Below are 19,988 nucleotides of genomic sequence, written 5' to 3'. Positions count from 1 at the left end.
GGGCGGCGGCGGTACGAGCCCGGAGGGTTGCCCCGTGCCGGACCCGTACCGCTGAGCCGGTGGCCGGTCACCGGCTGCCCCGGCCCGGTCAGAACAGCGCGCCGCCGGCGATCTCGCCGTGCGCCTGGACCTCCGGCCCGACGGCGTCCAGCCTGCCCTTCACGTCGAGCAGCAGTGCCAGTTCCTCCGGCGTCAGCTCGCTCAGCACCTCGCGCTGTTCCTCGGTCAGCAGGTCCACCGGGAACCCCGCCTCGTACAACACATCGGGCAGCGGCGCGCGTTCGCCGTTCTCGGGTGGTCCGGTCATGGTGTGACTCCCATCGGTGAGACAGATCCGGCTCCCCGCGGCGACGGCGTCGGCGCGGAGCGCCCGAGCCGGACGAACAGCCGGGTGAGCGCGTCGAGGGAGTGCAGGGCACTGACGGCGACGGCCGCCTCCCGGTCCCGGCCCAGAGGCAGCCGGTCCAGCAGCGCGTACAGCTCGTCCAGGTGCTCCGTGTCGAGCGCCGCGTGCTCCCGCACGGTGCGCAGGGCGGCCGGGGGAAGTCCGGTGAGCCGGGCGATGCGGCCGGTCAGACCGGGGGCGGGCGCGTAGCCCTCCAGTACGGCGATGTAGCCGAGGAGCGCGACCGGGTGGTGGTGCTCGATCCAGTAGTACTGGGAGCCGACGAGCGAGGCGACCAGCGGCGCGGGCAGCGGGCCGAGCGCGTCGTCCGGGGCGCCGCCCGCCGCCCGCAGGTCCTCCAGCAGCCAGGCGTCGTGCCCCGCCTCCTCGCGGATGTGCTCCTCCAGGTAGGCGGCGAGCGGCCCCGCGAGCGGATCCCCGGACGCGGCCCGGACCCGCGCCCGGTCGAACGCCAGCTCCATCAGCGGGACGGAGGCGCGGATGACGGCGTGCATCGTGCACAGGTAGGACCGGTAGCGCGGCCCCAGACCGTCCGCGCGCCACATATGGGCCGTAGCACCCCGGAACTCCGGCTCCAGCAGCAGGAGTTTGGTGCGCAGACGGGCGGACGCCCCCGCGGGGGCACCCTGCGCCCCCGTGGTCCGCGTGCCGCCGGCGGCCGGCGCGCTCATCGGACGTCCTCCGGTCCCGTCCCCGGCAGCTCGGCCGGCCCCGAGACGACCAGCGGCGCGTACGCCGCACAGCCGTGGCGGCGGACCACGCCCTGCGCGCCCTCCCGCGAGCCGCGCATCGCCGCCGTCAGGTCCAGCAGCGCCCCGGCCGCCCCGCCCGCCACCGCACGGGCCCCGGCCGCCACCGCCTCGTCACCGCCCAGCGCCCGGCAGCCGTCGCAGTAGGAGCCCGGCAGGGGGCCGGACCCGTACCGTGCGGCCAGATGAGCGGGTCCGACCGTACGGAGCATGCGCAGCACCGGGGACTCCAGAGCGCGGCGGCGCACCGTCCCCCAGGTGTCCTCCGCGATATGGCCGAGGTCCAGATGGGCCGGTACGGGCCGGCGGTCCACGGTGTCCTGGTTGCAGCAGGCCAGCACCCGGCCGTCGAAGGCGACCACCGGCCAGGCGGCCATCGAGCACGGGGACGCCTCGGCGGGGTCAGGACCGGTGCGGGCCGCCCGCGCCCAGGAAGCGGCCCGGCCGAACGGCCGCACCTCGTTGACCAGACACGGCACCTCACCCCCGAACTCCTCCCGTACGGCACGGGTGAGGCCGGCGAGATACGGGTCGGAGCCGCCCGTCCCGGTGAGGTGGAGGCTCACGGCCACCCCCTCCTCCCGGACACGGTGCAGGGCGCGGAAGACGTCGGCGCGGGACACCTCGCGTTCGTGGTGCACGTCGAGGGAGGCGGAGAAGTGGTCGACGGAGCGGATCGCACGCAGGATCGCGGGCGGAATCCCCGCCGAGTCCCGCCTGCGCGGACCGCCCCCGGCCGTGATGCCGCGAGGGGTGGCGGCCCCGCCCCGAGGCCGGCCGCTCCGGGCGAAGAACATCCCGCTGAGCAGCGCCGTACGGGACCCGGCGCTACGGGCCAGCGTGCTCAGCCGCTCCGCCAGCGCGGGCAGGAGCAGCGGCTCCCCGCCCGTGAGCATGACCACATCCGGCCGGTTCTCCTCGGTGAACGAGGCGACGAAACGCTCCAGTTGGCCGGGATCCGGCTCCTGGCGGGTGAGCGGGCCGGACCCGGTCGAGCAGTGCCCGCAGCTCAGCGGGCAGCGCCGGGTGAGGCCGATCAGCAGGCCGCCGGCCGGGAAGGGCCGCCGTGCGACGAGTTCGGCGAGTTCCATGCGGGCCGCCTCCTTCGGGGCCGGGGCGCGTCGGGCGCGTACCCAGGCTGGGCCGCGCCGGTTCGAGGACGGTCCGACGGCGCTTGGGCAGCGGTATGGGGCCAGGTCGGAGCGGGTTCCCGGAGCCCTGTCCGGCCGCGCCGGGCGGTTTCCCACCGCCGGGAGCTGGCCCGATACCGCTGCCATACCGGCGGCGAAGCGATCGCCAGGCCCGGCTCCCTAACTTTCTCGGCAACGGCAGGCACCGCCCGCCGCACCGGACACCGAGGGCCCCGCCCCGGAACACCGGATACCGCAGTGACGAGTGGATGGAGACCACCATGTCCGAGAACACCCAGCCGGCCGGCGACGAGACCACCGAGGCCCCCGAGGTCGAGGCGCACTCCGTCCTGGACCTCCAGGAGACGTCCGTCCACGGCGACCGCGACATCGTCGCGCCCCCCGGCAACTGCATCAGCGTGCTGAGCGTCGTCGAGAACTGATCTCCCGCACCTGATCTCCCGCACCCGATCCGGCGCAGCTGACCCCGCACCTGATCCGGCGCACCTGATTCACCGCAGTTCTGCCCGCAGTGACGAGTGGATGGAGACCAGCATGTCCGAGAACACCCAGCCGGCCGGTGACGAGACCGCCGAGGCCCCCGAGGTCGAGGCGCACTCCGTCCTGGACCTCCAGGGGACGTCCGTGCAGGGCGGCGACACGACCGACGGCAACTGCATCAGCGTGCTGAGCGTCGTCGAATCGCAGCGCTGATCCCACCGGGCCGGGCGCCGCGGCCGGGCGAGGCCGACACCTCGCTTCCGCGGCGCCCGGCCGGCGGCCAGGCGGTACGGGGCGGCTCCGCGACCGACGGGAGCCGCCCCGCCGCGCTGCCGCCGCACCGCTGGGCACGTGCCACCCCGCCGCACCTCGGGGCACGCGCCGCCCCGTCGCGTTTCCACGAGCTCTTCCGACCACCGGGCCGGCGCCGGCCCGCCGCGTTTCCGCGCTCCTCCGCACCACCGGGTTCGCGCCCGCCCGCCACGCTTCCGCGCCGCCGGACCGCCACCGCACAGAACGCACGTCCCGCCGCCCGCCCACCCCGCTCACCTCCGGGAGCCTGCCGATGGCCACGTCTCTCCGCTCCAACCGGGACTTCCGGCTGCTCTGGATGAGCGGCCTGTTCGCCGTTCTGGGCAGCCAGATGGGCGCCCTCGCGCTGCCCCTGCTCATCCTCAAGGAGACCGGCTCCGCCGTGCAGGCCGGGACCGTGGGGACCGTCTCCGTCTGCGCCGTGCTCATCACGATGCTGCCCGGTGGGGTCATGGCCGACCGGGTCGAACGCCGACGGCTGATGCGGCTGTGCGACGTGGGGAGCCTGCTCGCGGTCACCGCCCTGACCGCCGCCGTGTGGAACGGCCACGCCCCCATGGCCCTCGTCCTGCTGGTCGCCACCGCCGGCGCCGTCCTCAACAGCGTCTACGCCCCCGCCGCCTTCGGTCTGCTGCGCGCGGTCGTGCCGCCGGACCAGATGGGCACGGCGACCGCCCGGCTCCAGGCGCGTACCGCCACGGTCCGGCTGGTCGGCCCGCTGGTCGGCGGCGCGCTCTTCACCGTCCACGACGTGCTGCCGTTCGCCGCCCAGTTCCTCGGGCTGCTGCTGTCGACCGTCTGCGTCGCCCTCGTCCGTACCCGTTCGTCCGCCGCCAAGAAGGCCGGCTCGGTCCTCAGCCGCGCCGAACTCACCGCGGGGCTCGGCTTCCTCTGGCAGCTCCCCTACCTGCGGACGGTTCTGCTGGTCTTCGGCCTCGGCATGAACTTCGCCTTCGGCGCCCTCACCTTCACGGCGCTCGCCGTCTTCTCCGAGGGTGGCCGTTCGGGGCTCGGCGGCGGCTTCGTCATCACCTGCGTCTCCGCCGGGGCGCTCGCCGGGGCGCTGCTCGCTCCCCGGCTCTCCCCGGACCGCCACATCCGGTCCCTCCTGGTCGTCACCTGCTGGAGCTGCGTGGTGACGGCCGGGGCGCTGGCCTGGCTCAGCAGCCCGCTGGTGGCGGGTCTGCTGTGCGCGGTGTGCATGTGCCTGTCGACGGTCGCCAGCATCGGCTTCCTGTCCACCCTGCTGATCGTCACCCCCGACGACCGGGTGGGCCGCGTGCAGAGCGCGGCCTCCTTCCTGTCCTCGATCGTCCAGCCGTTCGGCCCGCTCGCCGGCGGCGCGCTGCTGACCGCACTCGGCCCGCGCGACGCCTTCGGCGTGGTCGGGGCGGTGCTGGCCGTCTCGGCGGCGGTCATGACGCTCGCCCCGTCCGTCCGGAAGGGCGCCGTCCCGCCGCCCGCGGCTCCGGAAGGTCCCGCAGCCCCGGAAGGTCCCGGGAGCGCCGGGACAACCCCGGCTCACCAGGCCCACAGCCCCCACGCACCCCACGAGGCCCGCACCGCTCATGAGGCCCGCACCGCCCACGAAGCCGCCGGTCCCGGCGTCGCATCCTGACGGAGGAGGAACGCCGTGCCCGGTATCCAGGAGACCCAGCTCTACTGCCTCGCCGACCGCCGCTACTACGACACCCCGGCCCGCCTCCCCGACCAGGACACCCGCTACCCCCTCGACACGGCCGAACCGCCCCCCGGCTGGCGGCGGGTGGCCGGCGGGCTGTGGACCTCCCTGCTGCCCGAGGACGGCGAACCGGCCGAACAGGGCTGGAAGATCCACGTCTCCACCGTCCCCGACGAGGCGGCGCCCACCCTCCGCGACACCGCGGAGATCTGCCTCCGGCACCGGGTCCCGTTCAAGTTCCTCCGCAGCGAGCAGGCGCTCCTGCTGATGTCGGGGAAGTACATGTCCCGTGGCAGCGCGGGGAAGTTCCTCACCCTCTACCCGCCGGACGAGGCGGTCCTGGGCCGCCTGCTCGGCGAGCTGACCGAGGCCCTGTCCGGACGCCGGGGCCCGTACATCCTGAGCGATCTGCGCATCGGCGACGCCCCCGTCTACGTACGGTACGGCTCCTTCGTCGACCGCTGGTGCCGGGACGCCGACGGCGAGCGCGTGCCAGCCCTGCGCCACCCCTCCGGCGAACTCGTGCCCGACGAGCGCGGGGTGGTGTTCCGCACGCCCGCGTGGGTGCGGGTTCCCGCGCTGCTGCGCCCCCACCTCGCCGCCCGCGCCGCCGCCCGCGACGACTCCTTCCCGTACACGGTCACCGAGGCCCTCCAGTTCTCCAACGCGGGCGGCATCTACCTCGCCCGCCACCGGGAGACCGGACACCGGGTGGTGCTGCGCGAGGCCCGCCCGCACTGCGGGCTCGACGCGGTGGGCGACGACGCCGTGACCCGGCTGGAGCGCGAGCACCGGGCCCTGACGGCGCTCGCCGGGCTCGACTGCGTACCCGAGGTGTACGGGGTTCGGACCGTGTGGGAGCACCGCTTCCTGACGACCGAGTACGTGGAGGGGCCCACGCTGCTCGAAGAGATCGTCGCCCGCTTCGCCCTGGTGCGCGGAGCGCGCACGGTGGACGAACTCGCGCCGTACGTGGCCTGGGTGGACCGCGTCACCGATCAACTCTCGGAAGCTTTGCGGGAGATCCACGGCCGGGGGATGCGCTTCGGCGACCTGCACCCCTCCAACATCATTCTGCGGCCCGACGGGCGCCTCGCCCTGGTCGACTTCGAGTACGCCACCGAACTGGACGACGAGCGCGTCCCGTTGGCCGGCGCACCCGGTCTCCAGGCCCCTCCCGGCACCCCCGGCGCGGAGGCCGACGCCTACGCCCTGTGGGCGACCTGGCTCACCATGCTGATGCCGCTGACCGAGATGGCCTCCCACGACCGGGCCAAGGCGCTGTCCCTGGAGTCCTGGGCGCGGGAGCGGTACGGCCTCGCACCCGGCGCCGGCCCGGCCCGGCCCGCCCTGCTGCGGGCCGCCGAGCGCGCCGCCGACCGGGAGAACGAGATCGCCGCCCTCCTCGGCGGGCCCGCCCCCGACTGGGCCGGACTGCGGGCCCGGCTGATCGCGGGCATCCACGCGGGCGCGACGCCGGAGCGCCGCGACCGGCTCTTCCCCGGCGACCCGAACTCCTTCGCCACGGGCGGCTGCGACCTGGCGCACGGGGCCGCCGGGGTCCTGTACGCCCTCCACCGCGTCGGGGCGCCCGTCCCGGACGCGTGGACCGACTGGCTGGCCGCGACGGCCCGCCGCCGCGACCCGGCCGTACCGGGCGGCCTGTACGACGGGCTGCCGGGCACCGCTGTGACGCTGGCCCTGCTCGGCCGCCCGGACGAGGGCCGCGAGCTGTTCGCCAGGGCGGCCGAAGCCGGCCACCCCTCGCCCTCGGCCGACCTGCTGACCGGCCGCGCGGGCACCGCCCTGGCCGCCCTCCGCCTGGCCACGGCGGGCCCAGGGGCCCCGGACCAGGAGCTGGTGGACACCGCCCTGCGCACCGCCTGGCAGCTCGACTGCCTGGTGCGCGGCGAAACGGTGCCGGGCGGGCCCGCCGTCCCGCCGTCGGCCGGACTGCTGCGCGGACTCAGCGGCATCGCCCTGCTCCACCTCGACCTGTACGCGCTCACCGGTGAGGAGTGGCTGCTGCGCGCCGCCCGCACCGCCCTGTACCGGGACTCCGGGCACTGCGTGGCGATGGACGACGGCACGGTCCAGGTCAAGGACGGCCGCCGTCACCTGCTCTACCTCGACCAGGGCAGCGGCGGCTTCGCCCTCGTCGCCCGCGCCTACCTGGCACGGGAGGAGGCGCCCGCGCTCGCCTCCCTGCTGCCCGGCGTGCGCAAGGGCTGCGGCAACGAGTTCGTGCGCGAGCCGGGACTGTTCACCGGCCGGGCCGGACTCGTCGCCACCGCACGGCAGTTGGAGGAGCCGGGGCAGCCCGCCGGGCCCGAGGTGCTCGCCTCCGTGCGCAATCTGTCCTGGCACCTGGTCGCGGACGGAGACCGCCTGCTGGTACCCGGAGCCCGGCTGCGCCGCTGCTCCGCCGACCTGGCCACCGGGGCGGCGGGACTGCTCCTCGCCCTGCACTTCCTGGCCGGGGCGGACCGTGGGGCGGGCGCAGGGCCGGCCGGCGGTGGAGGATCCGGCACGGAGACCGTGGCGGCCGCCGCCTCGGGGGACGACGGCCGCCCACCGGCCGATCTGCTGGAGCTGCTCACCCTGGGATGAGCGCCGCCTCCCGGGGGACCCCGGGAGGCCGGTCCCGCTTCCCGGACAGACCCCTGGCCCGGCGTCTCACCCCGCCACGAGGGCGGTGGCGGCCTCCGGCACGCCGGGACGTTTCTCCGCCTCCGGCGCACCGGGACGCTCTACCGCCTCCGGCCCGCCGGGAATCTCCTCCGCTTCGCGCGCCGCCTGCTCGCGGGCGAACAGGCCGAGCAGACGCGGTACTTCGTACAGCGCGGCATGGGCGGTGACCTCGCCCGCGGGGGAGGTCACCGCTCCGGCGCCGATCAGCGACTCGACGGCCCGGATCGCCGCCCGGTCCCCGCGGCCCAGCGCCTCCGCGGCCCGGTCCAGGGTGAAGCCCCCGTCCTCCGCGAGCCCGGCCAGCCGTGCGAGCGCCCGCCGGTCGCCCTCCGCCAGGTCCTGCCATCCGGACGCGATCCGGCGCCGTACGGAGACGTCCCCGGCGACCAGTTCGTCCAGCGCGCCCGAAGGATCGTCGAGCCGGTCCGCGTACTCCGCCAACGGCAGGTGCCGCAGCACCGCCAGCCGCATTCCGCTCACCTCGACCGCCAGCGGCAGCCCCCCGCAGGCCCGGACGATCCGCAGCGCCGCCCGCGGGTCCGTCCGCAGCCGCCCGGCCCCGATCAGCTTCCCCAGCAGCTCCAGCGCCTCCCCGTCCGCCAGCGGGGGCAGCGCGATCCGGTGCACCGGGGCGAGACCGGGCAACTGCCCGCGGGCGGTGACCAGGACCGAACACGCCCCCGACCGGGGCAGCACCCCCCGCACGGACGCTTCGTCGGGCACGTCGTCCAGGACGACCAGGGCCCGGCGGCGGGCCTGCCACGCCTGCCAGGCGTCCGCGAGCGCGTCAGCGGTGGCGGGGGGCCCGGACGGCTGCCCGGACTCCGGGGCGGGCGCCGCCTCCGCGGCCCCGCACAGCCGTCCCAGCTCCGCCAGGATCTCCGCCCGGCTCCGTGCCGTCCCGTCCTCCCGGCGAACGTGTACCTGGACGCGGCCGTCCGGGAAGCGGTCGGCCAGCAGATGCGCGGCACGGACCGCCAGCGCCGACTTGCCCGCCCCGACGGGGCCCGAGACGACCATCACCCGCCCCTGTTCGCCGCCCAGCACGTCGAGCACGTCACGGAGTTCGTCGCGGCGGCCCGCGAACGCCGCGTTCCCCGCGGGCAGCGCCACCGGGCCCGGCCGCTCCCGTACGGCGGCGGGCCGCCGGGCCTCCCGCCCCCGGCCGAGCATCGAACGGTAGAGCGCCGCCATCGCCGGGCTCGGCTCCAGGCCCAACTCCCGCGCCATCAGCTGCCGGTAGTCGTCGTACACCGCCAGCGCCTCGGCCTGGCGTCCCGACTGGTGCAGGGAGTTCATCCAGGCGGCCCGCAGCCGCTCCCGCATCGGATGGCGCTCCACCAGATCGCGCAGCCCGTCCACCGCGACGGCCGGCCGGCCCAGCTCGATCTCCGTCTCCGCCCAGTCCTCGTACACGGTCAGGCAGCGGGCCTCCAGCCGGTCGGCCTCCTCGGCGACCCCGGCCGAGTCCCGCAGATCGTTGAGCGGCGGCCCCTCCCACAGGTCGAGCGCCTTCCGCAACAGCCGGGCCGCCCCCGCCGGATCGCCCCGCTCGGCCGCCGCCCGCCCCGCCCTGGCCAGCGACCCGAAGCGCAGGGTGTCCAACTCGCCCTCCGCGATGCGCAGGAGATAGCCCCCGCACCCGTGCACCACCCGCTCCCGGCCCCCGTCCCCGGCCGTGCCGAAAAGCGCGCGGGCGGCGCTGACGTACACCTGGAGGTTCTTCCGGGCCGTCCGGGGCGGATCGTCCGGCCACACGACATCCGTCAACACGTCCACCGGCACCGGGGTGTTGGGGCGGGCCAGCAAGGTGGCGAGGACGAGACGCTGCTTGCGCGGGCCGAGCGGCAGCTCCCGGCCGCCGATCCGCGCGGTGAGCGGGCCGAGGAGGGAGAAGTACACCGCACCGGCGGAAGCGGTACGGACGGGAGGTCGGGACATCGACGGGCCTCCTGGCTGGGGGACGGGGGGCGGTCTGGGCCGTACGCACGCCCCGATCGTGCGGCCGGGCCCGACCCCCGCACATCGGGGAGCCGCCCGCATTTTCCGTCCGCGCACCCGACCGAAACCGCCCGGCGCCCCCATGCCGCCGCCCCAGGCCCCCATAGCCGCCGCGCACCGGCCGCGTGGGCCCCGCTCCAGCCGGCCGCCGCCGGTCCGGGGCCCCACTCCGGCCCACCACCAGCCGCCGCCGGGGCCCCGTACCCGCCGCGCGGCCCGGTCCCCGGCCCTCGGCGGCTCCCCGGCCCCGCTCGCCTCTCAGGCCGGCTCGACCGCGCACTCGGCGGCGAACTCGCACAGCGCCGCCCGGTCGGCGCGCCCCGTCTTGCTGAGCAGGCTGGCCATGTGCTTCTCCACCGTGCGGGGCGAGATGGACAGCCGCCGGGCGATCTGCTGGTTTCCGGGCCGTTCGGGCAGCAGCACGAACACCTCGTACTCGCGCGGCGTCACCCCGCTGGTCCGCAGCGGCGACGGAATCCGGTCCCAGCCGCCCCGGTGCTGGCCCACGCTCGCCCCGGCCTGCCGCAGCGCCGCCCGGCACGCGGAGGCGACCGGCTGCACCCCGGCCCCGTAGAAGAACTCCTCGGCGGACCGCAGCCACGCCACCGGCTCGCCCCACCCGTCCTGGCGCGCCGCCTCCGCCGCCAGCCGCAGGCCCAGATGGCGGGCGACCGGAAAGGGCGCGGCGAGCGCCTCGAAGGCCGCCAGCTGCCGGGCCGCCCCGGCCGCGTCCCCCTCCCTGCCCAGCAGCACCGCGTCGGCCAGCTCCAGGAACTGCCGGTTCCAGGCGAGGCACCCGCCGGGGGCGGAGCGCGCCTCCGCCGGCTCCGCCCGGTCCGCCGTGCCCGCCAGCACCCGCAGCAGCGGGCGCAGCCCGTACCGCCCGCTCAGGTAGTAGTAGCTCGGACGGTCCGCCTCCCAGGCCAGCGCCTCGTCCAGACTCGCCGCCGCCCGCTCCCGGTCCTCCTCCAGCAGCGCCCCGAACCCCCGGCACAGCCCCGACCGGAGCGGCACCAGCAGAGACTGCTCGCCCCCGGCCCGCCGGAACGCGGCCAGCGCCCGGTCCATCTCCCGCCGCCGCCCCCGGTGGGCGGCCATCGTCGCCCCGGCCAGCAGCAGATAGCGGTGGGTGGACAGATCGCCGACCCGTGCGCTCGCCTCCGTCGAACGGTCGATGATCTCCTGAGCCTCCTCCCACCGCGCGCACAGCACCGCGTTCATCGCGAGCAGCCCGTCGACCGTACGGGTCAGCCGCAGCGCGCCCAGTTCGGTGGCCGCCGCCCGCGCGGACAGCAGCCGGGAGGCGTCGCCGGTCCGCATGAAGGCGTTCGCGCCCAGCCGCACCAGCGCCTCCACCCGCCAGACCGGCAACGCGTGCTCGGTGGAGATCGACAGCATCCGCTCCAGCGCCGCGTCGGCGGCGTCGAATCCCTCCTCGCGCCGCAGCAGTGCCAGCAACTGCCAGCCCTGGCAGGCGACCTGGGGCAGCCCCTCGGTCTCGGCGGTCTCGGCGGCCCGCTGGACGGCCCGCCCGGCCGCCACCGGATCGGGGTGGGGCCGCCCGTGCTCGGGCAGCAGCGCCAGATGCCCGTCGACCACGGCGAGCGCCGCCTGCGGACCGGGCGGCGGCGAGGGGCCGAGCAGATCGCGGGCCGTCCCGGCCTGGCGGGCGGCGTCGGCGGTGCGCTCGGCCATGACCGCCGCCCAGGCCAGCTCGACATGGGTCCGGCCGCGCCGGGCGGCGGCCTCGGAACGCGCCGGAACGGGCGGCAGCGCGTTCGCCAGCGCCAGCGCGCCGTCCAGGTCGCCGCCCTCGGCCCGCGCGACCGCCAGCGACTCGGCGACGGCGGCCCGGTCGGTCTCGGCGGCCAGCGGGAGCGCCCGCTCCAGCAGCACCACGGCGGAGCCGTGCGCCCCCGAAGCGAGCATCCGTCTCCCCGCCTCCGCGAACTGGAGGGCCGCCCCCGCGCGGTTGCCCGCGGCCAGTTGCAGCGAGGCGACGAGCTGCCGCCCGTCCTCGTCCAGCGGCTGCCCCGCGTGCTCGATGGCGCCGGCGGCGCGGCGGGCCAGGGACGCCCGCTCGGCCGGGGCGAGCGAGGAGATCAGGGCCTCGGCGGTGAGCGAGTGCCGGAAGGTGTAGCGGTCGGGGGCCGCGCCGTCCGGGGCGATGACCCCGGCCTCGACCGCCGACCGCAGATGCGTGAACAGGGCCCGGTCCTCGAACCCGGTGACCGTCTGGAGCACGGTCACCGAGAACTGGCTGCCCAGCGTGGCCGAGGCCAGGAGCAGGTCCCGCACCGGCTCGTCCAGCCGCTCCAGCCGCCGGGCCCAGCTGCGCACGATGTCCGAGGGGACCCCGCCGCCCTCCTGTTCCACCGCCTCCCACCCGTCGTCCGTCCGCCGGAGCCGGCCCGTGTCGAGCAGGTCCGCGAGCAGCACTTCCAGCAAGTACGGGTTTCCCGCGGCGCGTTCGGCCAGCCTCCGGTGGACCGGCTCGGGGATCTCCTCGGGCCGCGTCTCCAGGCACGCGCCCGTCAGCACCCGGACCTGCGCGTCGCGCAGCGGCCCCATGTCCCGGACGACCGCGGCCTGCCGCCGCTCGGCGGAGCGTACGAGGTCCAGGGCGGCGCCCGGTTCGGGGCGCAGCGTGCCCAGGAACAGGATCGGCAGATCCGCCAGGTTGTCGATGACGTACTCGACGACCGCGATGGTCTCCGTGTCGCAGTCGTGCAGATCCTCCAGCAGGATCGCGCAGCCCGCCTCCCTGCCCAGCACGGACAGCAGCCGCAGCAGCGCCTCGGCCAGCTCCACGACCGTCTCCGGATAGCCGGGGGGCCCGTCCCGCCGCCATTCCGGGACCAGCCGGGCCAGCGCCGGATGGTACGGCGCCAGCTCGGGATCGGTCGGGGTGCCGGCGGCCCGGAACCGGGACGCCAGCGCCTCGGCCAGCGGGCGGAAGGGGACGACGAGGCCGGTGGAGGTGGCCCGGCCGCGCAGCACCGGCATCCCGAGCCCGTAGGCCCGGTAGGCGCACTCGCCCACCAGCCGGGACTTGCCGATCCCCGCGTCCCCGAGGAGGAACAGCGCGCGCCCCGAACGCCGCCGCACGGCGTCCAGGGCGCTGCTCAGGAGTCCGATCTCCTCGTCCCGCCCGACGATGACCGGCGAAGTGGCTCGCATGGCCGCAGGCTACTGGAGCGACAACTCCCACGGCAGCGTGCCAATCCGGCTCAATTGCCGTCGAGTTGGCCGGATTCGTTCACCACGGGGCGGTCATGGTGGTCCAGGGCAGGTCGTGGCTGTAGCCGCTCTCGCCCTCCGAGGCGCTGAGGAGTCTGCTGCGCGCACCGAGGCCCCCGGTGGAACCCAAGGAGATCTGGCCCGCCGGGTGCTCGGGGGCGCCCTCGTGCGCCAGGTCGCCGGACACCTGCAGGGCCGCTTCGCCGAAGTGCTTCATCTCTGCCTCATCCTCTGGTGGTGGGTGATCATGGGGCGCAGGAGCGTGGTCGTATCCGGTGGAACGGTGGTGCGGTGGTGCGCGGAACCGTGGAGCGGGCGGCGCCGGAACGGGAGGCCGGGCTCCGATCGGACCGCGGGTCAGGGGGCCCGTGAGGGGCGCAGGAGCAGGGCGGAGCCGATCCGTTCGGGGAACCCGGCCCGCAGCAGTCCGTGCCCGATCCCCGACAGCCCGGTGAGCAGCCCCGGATGCGGTGCGCGGCCGGGCGTCCCGCACTGCGGGCCCGCCCGGTCCGCCGAGGCCAGCAGCGCTCCGGCCCGGCGCAGCCACGCGGACCGCGCGGCGGGCAGCGCCCGGTGGCCCAGGAGTTCGAGGAGGCCCGACTCGCCGTGGCACAGGCTGTCGTCGGCGAGCGGGTCGAGGTCCGCCAGCTCATGGACCTGTCGCGCCGACCATGCGGACAGCGTCGGGTCCGTGAGGGTGTGCGGGCTGTCCGCGATCGCCAGCGCGACTCCGGCCGCCCCGTGGCACCAGGCGGGGCCGTGGGCCGGTCCGGCACCGGAGCCCTCGCCGCCGGTGGCCCCGCCGGTCCCGGCGGACGTCCGCGTGGTCGCCCGGCGCAGGGCCTGGAGCCCGGCGGCCCGGACGCGGGCGTCGCCGCCCGCCGCGGAGAAGCGCAGCAGCGCCCAGCCGACGCCCGCCGCCCCGTCCGCGAAGCCGTTCGCGGCGGGGAGCGGGGCGGTGAGGATCCGCTCGGCGCACCGGACAGCGCCCCGCCACGCCTCGGGCCGCCCGGTCGCGCGGTGCACGGCCAGCAGCGAGGCCAGCCCGCCCGCGGCCCCGCCGCGCACCCCGTACCCGGTCTCCGCCGCGCCCGCCGCACAGCAGAGCCGTACGGCGGGTCCGACCAGGTCCAGCACGTCCGGGTCGGACAGCAGGGTGCCCACCTCGGTCAGGGCGTACGCGATGCCGCCGAGGCCCGCGAAGGCGCCGGAGCCCAGGGGGCCGAGTTCGTCGTCCCGCCCGTGCAGCGCGTCCAGCAGTCCGGGGACCGGTGCGAGCGCCTCACGGGCGGCCTCCGCGTACCGGGACACACCGGTGAGGGCGGCCAGTTGGGCGAGGAAGAGGGCGGGGCCGGTGTAGCCACCCGCGAGGTCCGCCGCCATCGGTGTGAGCCGCCAGTAGCGTTCACCGAGCAGTTCCAGCCCGATCCAGTTGGTGCGGCTCTCGTGCCGGTAGGCGAGGGAGACCAGCTGATCGCCCACCGAGCGGGCGGCGGACAGGAGTTGCTCGGGCTCCGGGGCCCGTGCCGCACTCCGTGCCCGGCCGCCCGCCGTCGCCCGGTGGGCCGGCTCGGGCGAGGTGCTGACCATCGCGGCCCGGATGATCCGTTCCTGGTCCTGCCGGTCCACGGTGTCCATCGCGCGCACCTTCGCCTCGACCCGCGCCAGCCCGGAGAGCCCGTCGGTACCGGAGCCGCCCGCGTCTCCGGCCGGAGACGGCACCGTACGGCCGGTGCCACTCCACCACTGCGTACCGCCCGGCCGGGTGGCGAACACGGGCACGTCGCCGCACCACAGCTCCGCGATCTCCTCGTCCTCCAGACCGGGCCGCGTCGGCGCGCCCAGGAGGGGGGTGCGCAGCAGCGACAGCACCTGGTGCCGTTCGGCGGCGTCCCGCATCAGGTCGGGGTGGGTCGACTCGTCCAGCAGCGTCGTGTACGTCCAGGTGGGCCGGGGTACGACGCGCACCTCGTCGCGGGCGAACAGCTTCAGCAGCCCTTCCTCGCCCAGGAGTTCGTCGCGGTGCTCGGCGATCGCGGTGTACCCGGCGCTGAAGCCGCCGCACAGGGCGTCGGTGTACGCGGACGGGTCGGCGGCCACGCCGCCCAGCCGGGGCCGGTTGGCGGACTCGGTGAAGCGGCCGGCCCGCCGCACCAGCCGCATCCGGTCGGTGCCGGCGTCGGCCCAGTCGGCGGTTGCGACGGGCGACGACGCGGCCCCGCCTCCGCCGATGGCGGACATGTCGAGCGCGGTCGTGTCGCCGACGAGCAACTGCGGGAGCAGGCCCACCCGGTGGACCGAGTCGTGCAGGGCGCGGGCGGCCGGATCGGAGGAGCGCGCGGGTCCCAGCGGCGGGTGGAACAGGGTCTCCACGTCGACCAGGACCGGATGCGGACCGCAGGCGATCAGGTTCTCGTGGTGCAGGTCCGTACCGTCCAGCGCGTGCAGCAGGGCCAGCAGCGCACCCTGGCGCCAGTAGAACTGCCGGGTCTCCGCAGCCGAGGCGCAGGGCCGCTCCTCCACGAACTCGGCCCAGCCGTACTCCCCCCGGTCCAGCACGCGCAGGACCCGCAACTCCGGGGCGCCGTCCAGCGAACCGAACCAGTCGGCCAGGGCGTTGAAGTGCCGGTGCGCCGCGAGCGGGCGCGGCTTGTAGACCAGCCGGGCGCCCCCGGCGAACCGGAGCAGCATCACCGACCGGCCGCCCCGGTGGCTGTCGCCCGCCCCGGCCTCGACCCCGATGAGCGCTCCCGGCCCGGCGTCCGAGCCGAGTGCGCCGTCGAGAGAGCCGCCCCCGTCTCCCAAGACTCCAGCGGGGCCGAGGAGATGACGGTCGGCGGCGAGCCGCGCGGCCATCTCGGCGAAGGCGTCCCCGGTGGCGAGGCAGGCCGTGGCGAGGAGGCGGGCCAGTACGGGGTAGGCGGTGACGAGCGGGCCGAGGCCGTCGCGGCGGGCCGTCAGCCGGACGAAGTCACGGAAGCGCTCCTTGGGCCCCTCGCCGCTCAACCGCCCCATCCGCCGGGCCTCGTGGAGTTCGGTGACGAGCGTGCGCGCCGCGATCCGGGAGAGCCGGCGCGTCAACTGCCGCCGGAAGTCGGTGAGGACGAGCGCGTACGTGTCTCCTGCGGGGCCGTTCGCGGGAAGTCCGCCCCGCACCGGCCCGTGGGCCGCGTGCCCGCCGCTCTCCGGGCCGTCCCCGGCCGGATCGTCCGAGGGGGCCCCGAGCGCGGGCGTTTCGTGCGCGGCCGCCCCGGTCACCGGAGCCCCGGTCGTCGGGGACCCGGTGGTCAGGGACCCGGCCGTCACGGCCCCCGTCGTCAGCGGCCCGGCAGTGGCGAGTGCGGCCCGGAGCCGTTCGGCGGCCGCCTCGACGAACGGGGCGACGATCGGGCCGAAGCCGCTCAGTCCGGGGTAGGCACGGTCGGCGACCACCACGTCGCGCGGCGCGGCGGCGACGGCCTCGCGGGTGAAGACCGCCCAGGCGGGTTCACCGGAGGACCGGCCTCCGACGACGCCGGGCAGCCACCACGGCGCTCCGGCCGTACCCCCGAAGGCCGTACCCCCGAAGGGGGAGGAGGCGGAGGGGGAAGGCCGGGCGGGCCGGGCCGCGTCGGAAGCGGCGGACGGCGCCGCGTCGGAAGCGTGGGCGGGGCGACGGCTCGTACCTCTGTCGATCAGGTCCTTCTCCGCCACCGCTCAGCACCTCCCCGATCCCCGGCCGCCCGGTCGGCGGCCCGCGTCCATCGTGGCGGGGGAGAGGGCACGGGCGCATGGGGGTGTCGCCCCCATCTTTCGCCCCCCGGCCCCGCGGAGGCGCCCCGGCCGGGGCGCGGACCCGGACCGGGGGTCCGGCCCGTGGCGCACACCCCGGGCGGGTGCCCGGTCTGAGGTGGGGTCTGCCCGCACACCGCCGTCCGCCGGGCGGGGACGGCGGTGCGACGCCGGAGCCTAGGAGGGGCGCCGCCGCCGTGCCGTCAGGGCGTAGCAGGCGAGGAGGGCGAGGGTGAAGGCGATGCCGATGACGGCCGCCTGCCGCATGTCGGGCACCTTCACCGCCGTCGCGGCGACCGCGAGGACGCCGAGCCCCGCGACGACCGCGAGCTTGTCGCCGCCCCGGACGGAGAATCCGGTGAACTCCTCGGGGCGCGCGGCGCGGTGGCGCCGGAAGGCGAGGTACGAGGCCAGGATCAGCAGCCACACCAGCATCACCGCGAAGATCGCGATCGACATCATGACGCCGAAGAGGCCGCTGACGTCGTAGAAGGCGAGCAGGGCCGCCGCCGCGATGCCGAGGGTGGACGCGGCGATCGCGACCGCCGGGACGCCCCGGCGGTTGAGCCGGGCCAGGGCCCTCGGCGCGAGGCCGTCGTCGCCGAGGGAGTGGAGCAGCCGGGAGGCGCCGTACAGGTGGGCGTTGGCGGCGGACATGGCGGCGATCAGCACGACGGCGTTGGTGACGGTCGCGGCGGCGGGCACGCCGATCTCGGAGAAGACCCGGACGAAGGGGCTCGCCTCGACGCTGCCGTCGCCGTCCGCCATCCGTCGCCAGGGGATCAGGGCCAGTACCAGGGTGATGGAGAGCAGGTAGAAGAAGCTGAGACGCCAGGCCAGTTGGCGCATCGCGGTGCGTATGGTGCGCTGCGGGTCGGCGGCCTCGGCGGAGGCGATGGCGACGACCTCGAAGCCGGCGTACGCGAACATGACCACGGACATGGCCAGCCAGATCGAGCTCAGGCCGTGCGGGAGGAAGCCGCCGTCGTCGGTGAGGTGCGCGAAGCCGGTGGCCTCGGTGTCCGGCAGCCCGAAGAGGACCAGCAGGGCCGCGCAGAGGATGAAGGCGCACAGGGCCGTCACCTTGACGGTGGAGAGCCAGAACTCGGTGGTGCCGAAGGATTTCACGCTGATCACGTTGACCGCGAGGACGATCGCCGCGACGGCGAGGATCGCCACCGACATCGGAACCGCCGGCCACCACCAGCGGATGTAGAGCGCGGAGGCGACGACCTCGGTTCCGATGACGACGACGGCGCTGAACCAGTACAGCCAGCTGCTGAGGAAGCCGGCCCAGGGGCTCAGGTAGCGGCCGGCGATGGTGCCGAACGAGCCCTGGACGGGGTGGGCGGCGGACATCTCGCCGAGCAGCACGGCGATGATCGCTACCAGGACCGCCCCGATCACGTACGAGACGATCACGGCGGGCCCCGGCGACGGACATCGCCGAACCGGAGCCGAGGAAGAGGCCGGTGCCGAGCGCGGAGCCCAGCCCGATCATGGTGGTCTGCCGGTGGGTGAGCGAGCGGACCAGCCCCGTGCCGGAGCCGGAGCCGGAGCCGGGAGCGGGTCCGGCAGCGGTGTCGGGCGCGGGTCTGGCGCCGTCGGCGGTGGCCGGGGCGGGAGGTGCGGAATCGCTGGGTGAGGCCATGGCGGTGGGACCCTTCTGCACGGGGGTGGGCGACGGGGGAGGGTCAGAACTCGCTGGTGCGGAACGGCTTGGCGGGGGCGTCGAGGTCGGGCTTGCCCAGGACCTTCGACGACAGGGCGTAGATGCCGTGGTTGGTCAGGGCCCAGGCGATGTTCCGGTCCCACTCCACGTAGACCCCGTGGGTCTGGTTGCCGTACGCGTACTCGGCCGTGTCGCGGCCGTACGCCTTCGGCACGAAGTACGCGGAGACCTCCGGGTCGGCCGGGTCCGAGACGTCGAAGAACTGCACGCCCGCGTTGTAGAAGCCGTAGCCGAGGATGCCGGCGTCGTGCTTGCCCGGATTGGTGTAGTAGCCGGTCCGCTTGGGGCCGAAGCTGCCGCGCCGCTGGCAGTAGTCCGTGATACCTGCCTGCTTGGGCGGTACCGGGCGGGGGAGGACGCCGACGACGCGGGGGTTCTCCGGGTCCTTGGCGTCGATCTGGTAGACGTCCTTGTAGGGCTCGTAGCAGTCCTCGGTGAGCGGGTAGCCGGAGTAGTAGATCATTCCGGTCTTCTCGTACTGGGAGACGTCGATGTTGTCGCCCTCGGTGCCCGAGACCGACGCCGGGAGGTCGAGGTGGCTCACGGTCCGCAGGTTCGACGGGTCGGAGACGTCGAGGACGGTCAGGCCGTAGCCGCCCATCGCGGCGAAGGCGTAACGCCCGCCCTTCTCCACGGGCTTGGGGAGGAAGAGCGGCATCCGGGCGCCCATCCAGCTGGTGCGGTTGCCGCAGCGCGGGTTCTGCCGGTAGGCCGCGTCCTCGCCGGTGCGCTGGCCCGGCAGGTGCCAGGTGTCCAGCAGCCCGGGGTGCGCCGGGTCGGACATGTCCCAGGACTGGTAGCCGGCCGAGTGGAGGTTGGTGGGGTACTCGGTGCCGGAGTAGGTGTCGTCGGGCGCGGTGGCGATGAACATGTACTTCTCGCCCGTCCAGTACGGCACGTCGATCGAGCCGGAGCCCTGCTGTGCGGTGGCCGGGTCGCTGCGCAGCGGATCGGCCAGGGTGGAGTCGGTGGAGACGGTCGAGAGGAGCTTCCAGTCCTTCTTGCGCGGGCCGTCGAGGCGGTACACCTTGAAGCCCTTGAGCCCGGGCTTCTCCCGCAGCTTCCGTACGCCGTCGGGGTTGTTGTACTTGTCGAGCGGCGGGTGGTCGGAGAGTTCGGAGATCTGCCGCCTGCTCTCGAAGCTCTGCACCATGACGTAGGCGTTCAGCTTCTTGTTCCACTGGGCGGTGGCGGCGCCCCAGTAGTCGTGCGCCGCCCAGTCGCCGTTGGCCCGCGTCTCGTCGCCGCCGACGTCCTCGCGGCTCATCCGCTCGACGACCTTCACCTTCCGCACATCGGTGATGTCGTAGACGCGGCCCTCGGAGCGGTCGTACTGGAAGAGGTAGCGGCGGCCGTCGAAATCGACGACGTTCTGCCAGGTGTGGAAGTAGTCGGGGGTGAAGTCGGCGCCCTCGTACGCCGCTTCGACCTTCATGTTCTTGATGTACGAGCGGGTGTCGTACGCGGCGTTGCGCCCCGGGAAGGGGTGCTCGGACTCCTCGTCGACGGGGGTGAGGGCGGGGTGCCGGAACGTGCCGTCGAGCTGCATGCCGTACGCGCCCGGATCGGCCGGCCCGGGGCGGCGGTCGGCGCAGACGGCGCGCACGTTCGGGTCGGAGGTGGCGGCGGTCGCGGTGTCCGCGCCGGACGCGCCGGGGACGAGCAGGCCGGCGGTGACGGCGGCCGCGGCGACGGTGGCGAGAGCCGTGTTCCTGCGGGTGAAGCGCATCGGACGGTCCTTTCGGGGCGGGGCGGGGCGGGGGTAGGAAGGGAG

Annotated in this window: 13 protein-coding genes; 4 read left to right on the top strand and 9 right to left on the bottom strand. The window is 75.6% G+C overall.

Going from position 1 to position 19,988, the window contains the following annotated elements:
- Positions 1-88: 88 nt before the first annotated feature.
- The 3 genes from QFZ71_RS09325 to QFZ71_RS09315 are packed head-to-tail and all read right to left on the bottom strand — an operon-like array spanning position 89 to position 2,246.
- Positions 89-307: an aroma-sacti cluster domain-containing protein gene (locus QFZ71_RS09325; protein WP_307667794.1), complete on the bottom strand. Its 219-nt coding sequence runs from the start codon at positions 305-307 to the stop codon at positions 89-91.
- The gene (locus QFZ71_RS09320) at positions 304-1,077 is read right to left on the bottom strand and encodes an iron-containing redox enzyme family protein (RefSeq protein ID WP_307667793.1); all 774 of its coding nucleotides are present in this window, start codon (positions 1,075-1,077) and stop codon (positions 304-306) included. Before QFZ71_RS09320 ends, QFZ71_RS09325 begins: the two co-directional genes overlap by 4 nt.
- Positions 1,074-2,246 carry a radical SAM protein gene (locus tag QFZ71_RS09315; protein WP_307667792.1) on the bottom strand — a complete coding sequence of 391 codons (1,173 nt, stop codon included), beginning with the start codon at positions 2,244-2,246 and terminating at the stop codon, positions 1,074-1,076. Before QFZ71_RS09315 ends, QFZ71_RS09320 begins: the two co-directional genes overlap by 4 nt.
- Before the next feature lie 320 nt (positions 2,247-2,566).
- On the opposite strand from QFZ71_RS09315, the gene QFZ71_RS09310 reads away from it, so the two are divergent.
- The 4 genes from QFZ71_RS09310 to lanKC all read left to right on the top strand — a co-directional run bounded on the left by QFZ71_RS09310 (position 2,567) and on the right by lanKC (position 7,389).
- Positions 2,567-2,728: a hypothetical protein gene (locus QFZ71_RS09310; RefSeq protein ID WP_307667791.1), complete on the top strand. Its 162-nt coding sequence runs from the start codon at positions 2,567-2,569 to the stop codon at positions 2,726-2,728.
- A 112-nt stretch (positions 2,729-2,840) separates the two neighbouring features.
- Positions 2,841-2,999 carry a hypothetical protein gene (locus QFZ71_RS09305; protein ID WP_307667790.1) on the top strand — a complete coding sequence of 53 codons (159 nt, stop codon included), beginning with the start codon at positions 2,841-2,843 and terminating at the stop codon, positions 2,997-2,999.
- Positions 3,000-3,351: 352 nt separating this feature from the next.
- Complete coding sequence (locus tag QFZ71_RS09300; RefSeq protein ID WP_307667789.1) at positions 3,352-4,716, top strand: MFS transporter; 1,365 nt, start codon at positions 3,352-3,354, stop codon at positions 4,714-4,716.
- A 15-nt stretch (positions 4,717-4,731) separates the two neighbouring features.
- Entirely contained in the window at positions 4,732-7,389 is a 2,658-nt protein-coding gene (gene lanKC / locus QFZ71_RS09295; protein WP_307667788.1) for a class III lanthionine synthetase LanKC, read from the top strand.
- 66 nt (positions 7,390-7,455) lie between these two features.
- Here the strand turns inward: lanKC and QFZ71_RS09290 are convergent, their stop codons facing one another.
- The 6 genes from QFZ71_RS09290 to QFZ71_RS09265 all read right to left on the bottom strand — a co-directional run bounded on the left by QFZ71_RS09290 (position 7,456) and on the right by QFZ71_RS09265 (position 19,943).
- A complete protein-coding gene (locus QFZ71_RS09290; protein ID WP_307667787.1) occupies positions 7,456-9,411 on the bottom strand; it encodes an AfsR/SARP family transcriptional regulator in 1,956 nt (651 codons plus the stop codon).
- Positions 9,412-9,729: 318 nt separating this feature from the next.
- Positions 9,730-12,651, bottom strand: coding sequence for an AAA family ATPase (locus QFZ71_RS09285; protein WP_307667786.1), 2,922 nt, complete (start codon positions 12,649-12,651; stop codon positions 9,730-9,732).
- 79 nt (positions 12,652-12,730) lie between these two features.
- Positions 12,731-12,928 carry a hypothetical protein gene (locus QFZ71_RS09280; RefSeq protein ID WP_307667785.1) on the bottom strand — a complete coding sequence of 66 codons (198 nt, stop codon included), beginning with the start codon at positions 12,926-12,928 and terminating at the stop codon, positions 12,731-12,733.
- Between the two features lie 140 nt (positions 12,929-13,068).
- Positions 13,069-16,404 carry a type 2 lanthipeptide synthetase LanM family protein gene (gene lanM, locus QFZ71_RS09275; RefSeq protein WP_307667784.1) on the bottom strand — a complete coding sequence of 1,112 codons (3,336 nt, stop codon included), beginning with the start codon at positions 16,402-16,404 and terminating at the stop codon, positions 13,069-13,071.
- Positions 16,405-16,659: 255 nt separating this feature from the next.
- Complete coding sequence (locus QFZ71_RS09270; protein ID WP_307667783.1) at positions 16,660-17,904, bottom strand: amino acid permease; 1,245 nt, start codon at positions 17,902-17,904, stop codon at positions 16,660-16,662.
- 272 nt (positions 17,905-18,176) lie between these two features.
- Positions 18,177-19,943, bottom strand: coding sequence for a hypothetical protein (locus tag QFZ71_RS09265; protein WP_307667782.1), 1,767 nt, complete (start codon positions 19,941-19,943; stop codon positions 18,177-18,179).
- Positions 19,944-19,988: the final 45 nt, after the last annotated feature.

The sequence above is a fragment of the Streptomyces sp. V2I9 genome (assembly GCF_030817475.1).
Classification (GTDB): Bacteria; Actinomycetota; Actinomycetes; order Streptomycetales; family Streptomycetaceae; genus Streptomyces.
Note: the sequence above shows the minus strand (reverse complement) of the source record. Positions and strands in the feature narration are given on the sequence as shown.

Coding starts and splice junctions, on each gene's coding strand:
- QFZ71_RS09325 (WP_307667794.1), bottom strand. CDS start 307: ATGACCGGACCACCCGAGAACGGCGAACGCGCGCCGCTGCCCGATGTG.
- QFZ71_RS09320 (WP_307667793.1), bottom strand. CDS start 1,077: ATGAGCGCGCCGGCCGCCGGCGGCACGCGGACCACGGGGGCGCAGGGT.
- QFZ71_RS09315 (WP_307667792.1), bottom strand. CDS start 2,246: ATGGAACTCGCCGAACTCGTCGCACGGCGGCCCTTCCCGGCCGGCGGC.
- QFZ71_RS09310 (WP_307667791.1), top strand. CDS start 2,567: ATGTCCGAGAACACCCAGCCGGCCGGCGACGAGACCACCGAGGCCCCC.
- QFZ71_RS09305 (WP_307667790.1), top strand. CDS start 2,841: ATGTCCGAGAACACCCAGCCGGCCGGTGACGAGACCGCCGAGGCCCCC.
- QFZ71_RS09300 (WP_307667789.1), top strand. CDS start 3,352: ATGGCCACGTCTCTCCGCTCCAACCGGGACTTCCGGCTGCTCTGGATG.
- QFZ71_RS09290 (WP_307667787.1), bottom strand. CDS start 9,411: ATGTCCCGACCTCCCGTCCGTACCGCTTCCGCCGGTGCGGTGTACTTC.
- QFZ71_RS09285 (WP_307667786.1), bottom strand. CDS start 12,651: ATGCGAGCCACTTCGCCGGTCATCGTCGGGCGGGACGAGGAGATCGGA.
- QFZ71_RS09280 (WP_307667785.1), bottom strand. CDS start 12,928: ATGAAGCACTTCGGCGAAGCGGCCCTGCAGGTGTCCGGCGACCTGGCG.
- QFZ71_RS09265 (WP_307667782.1), bottom strand. CDS start 19,943: ATGCGCTTCACCCGCAGGAACACGGCTCTCGCCACCGTCGCCGCGGCC.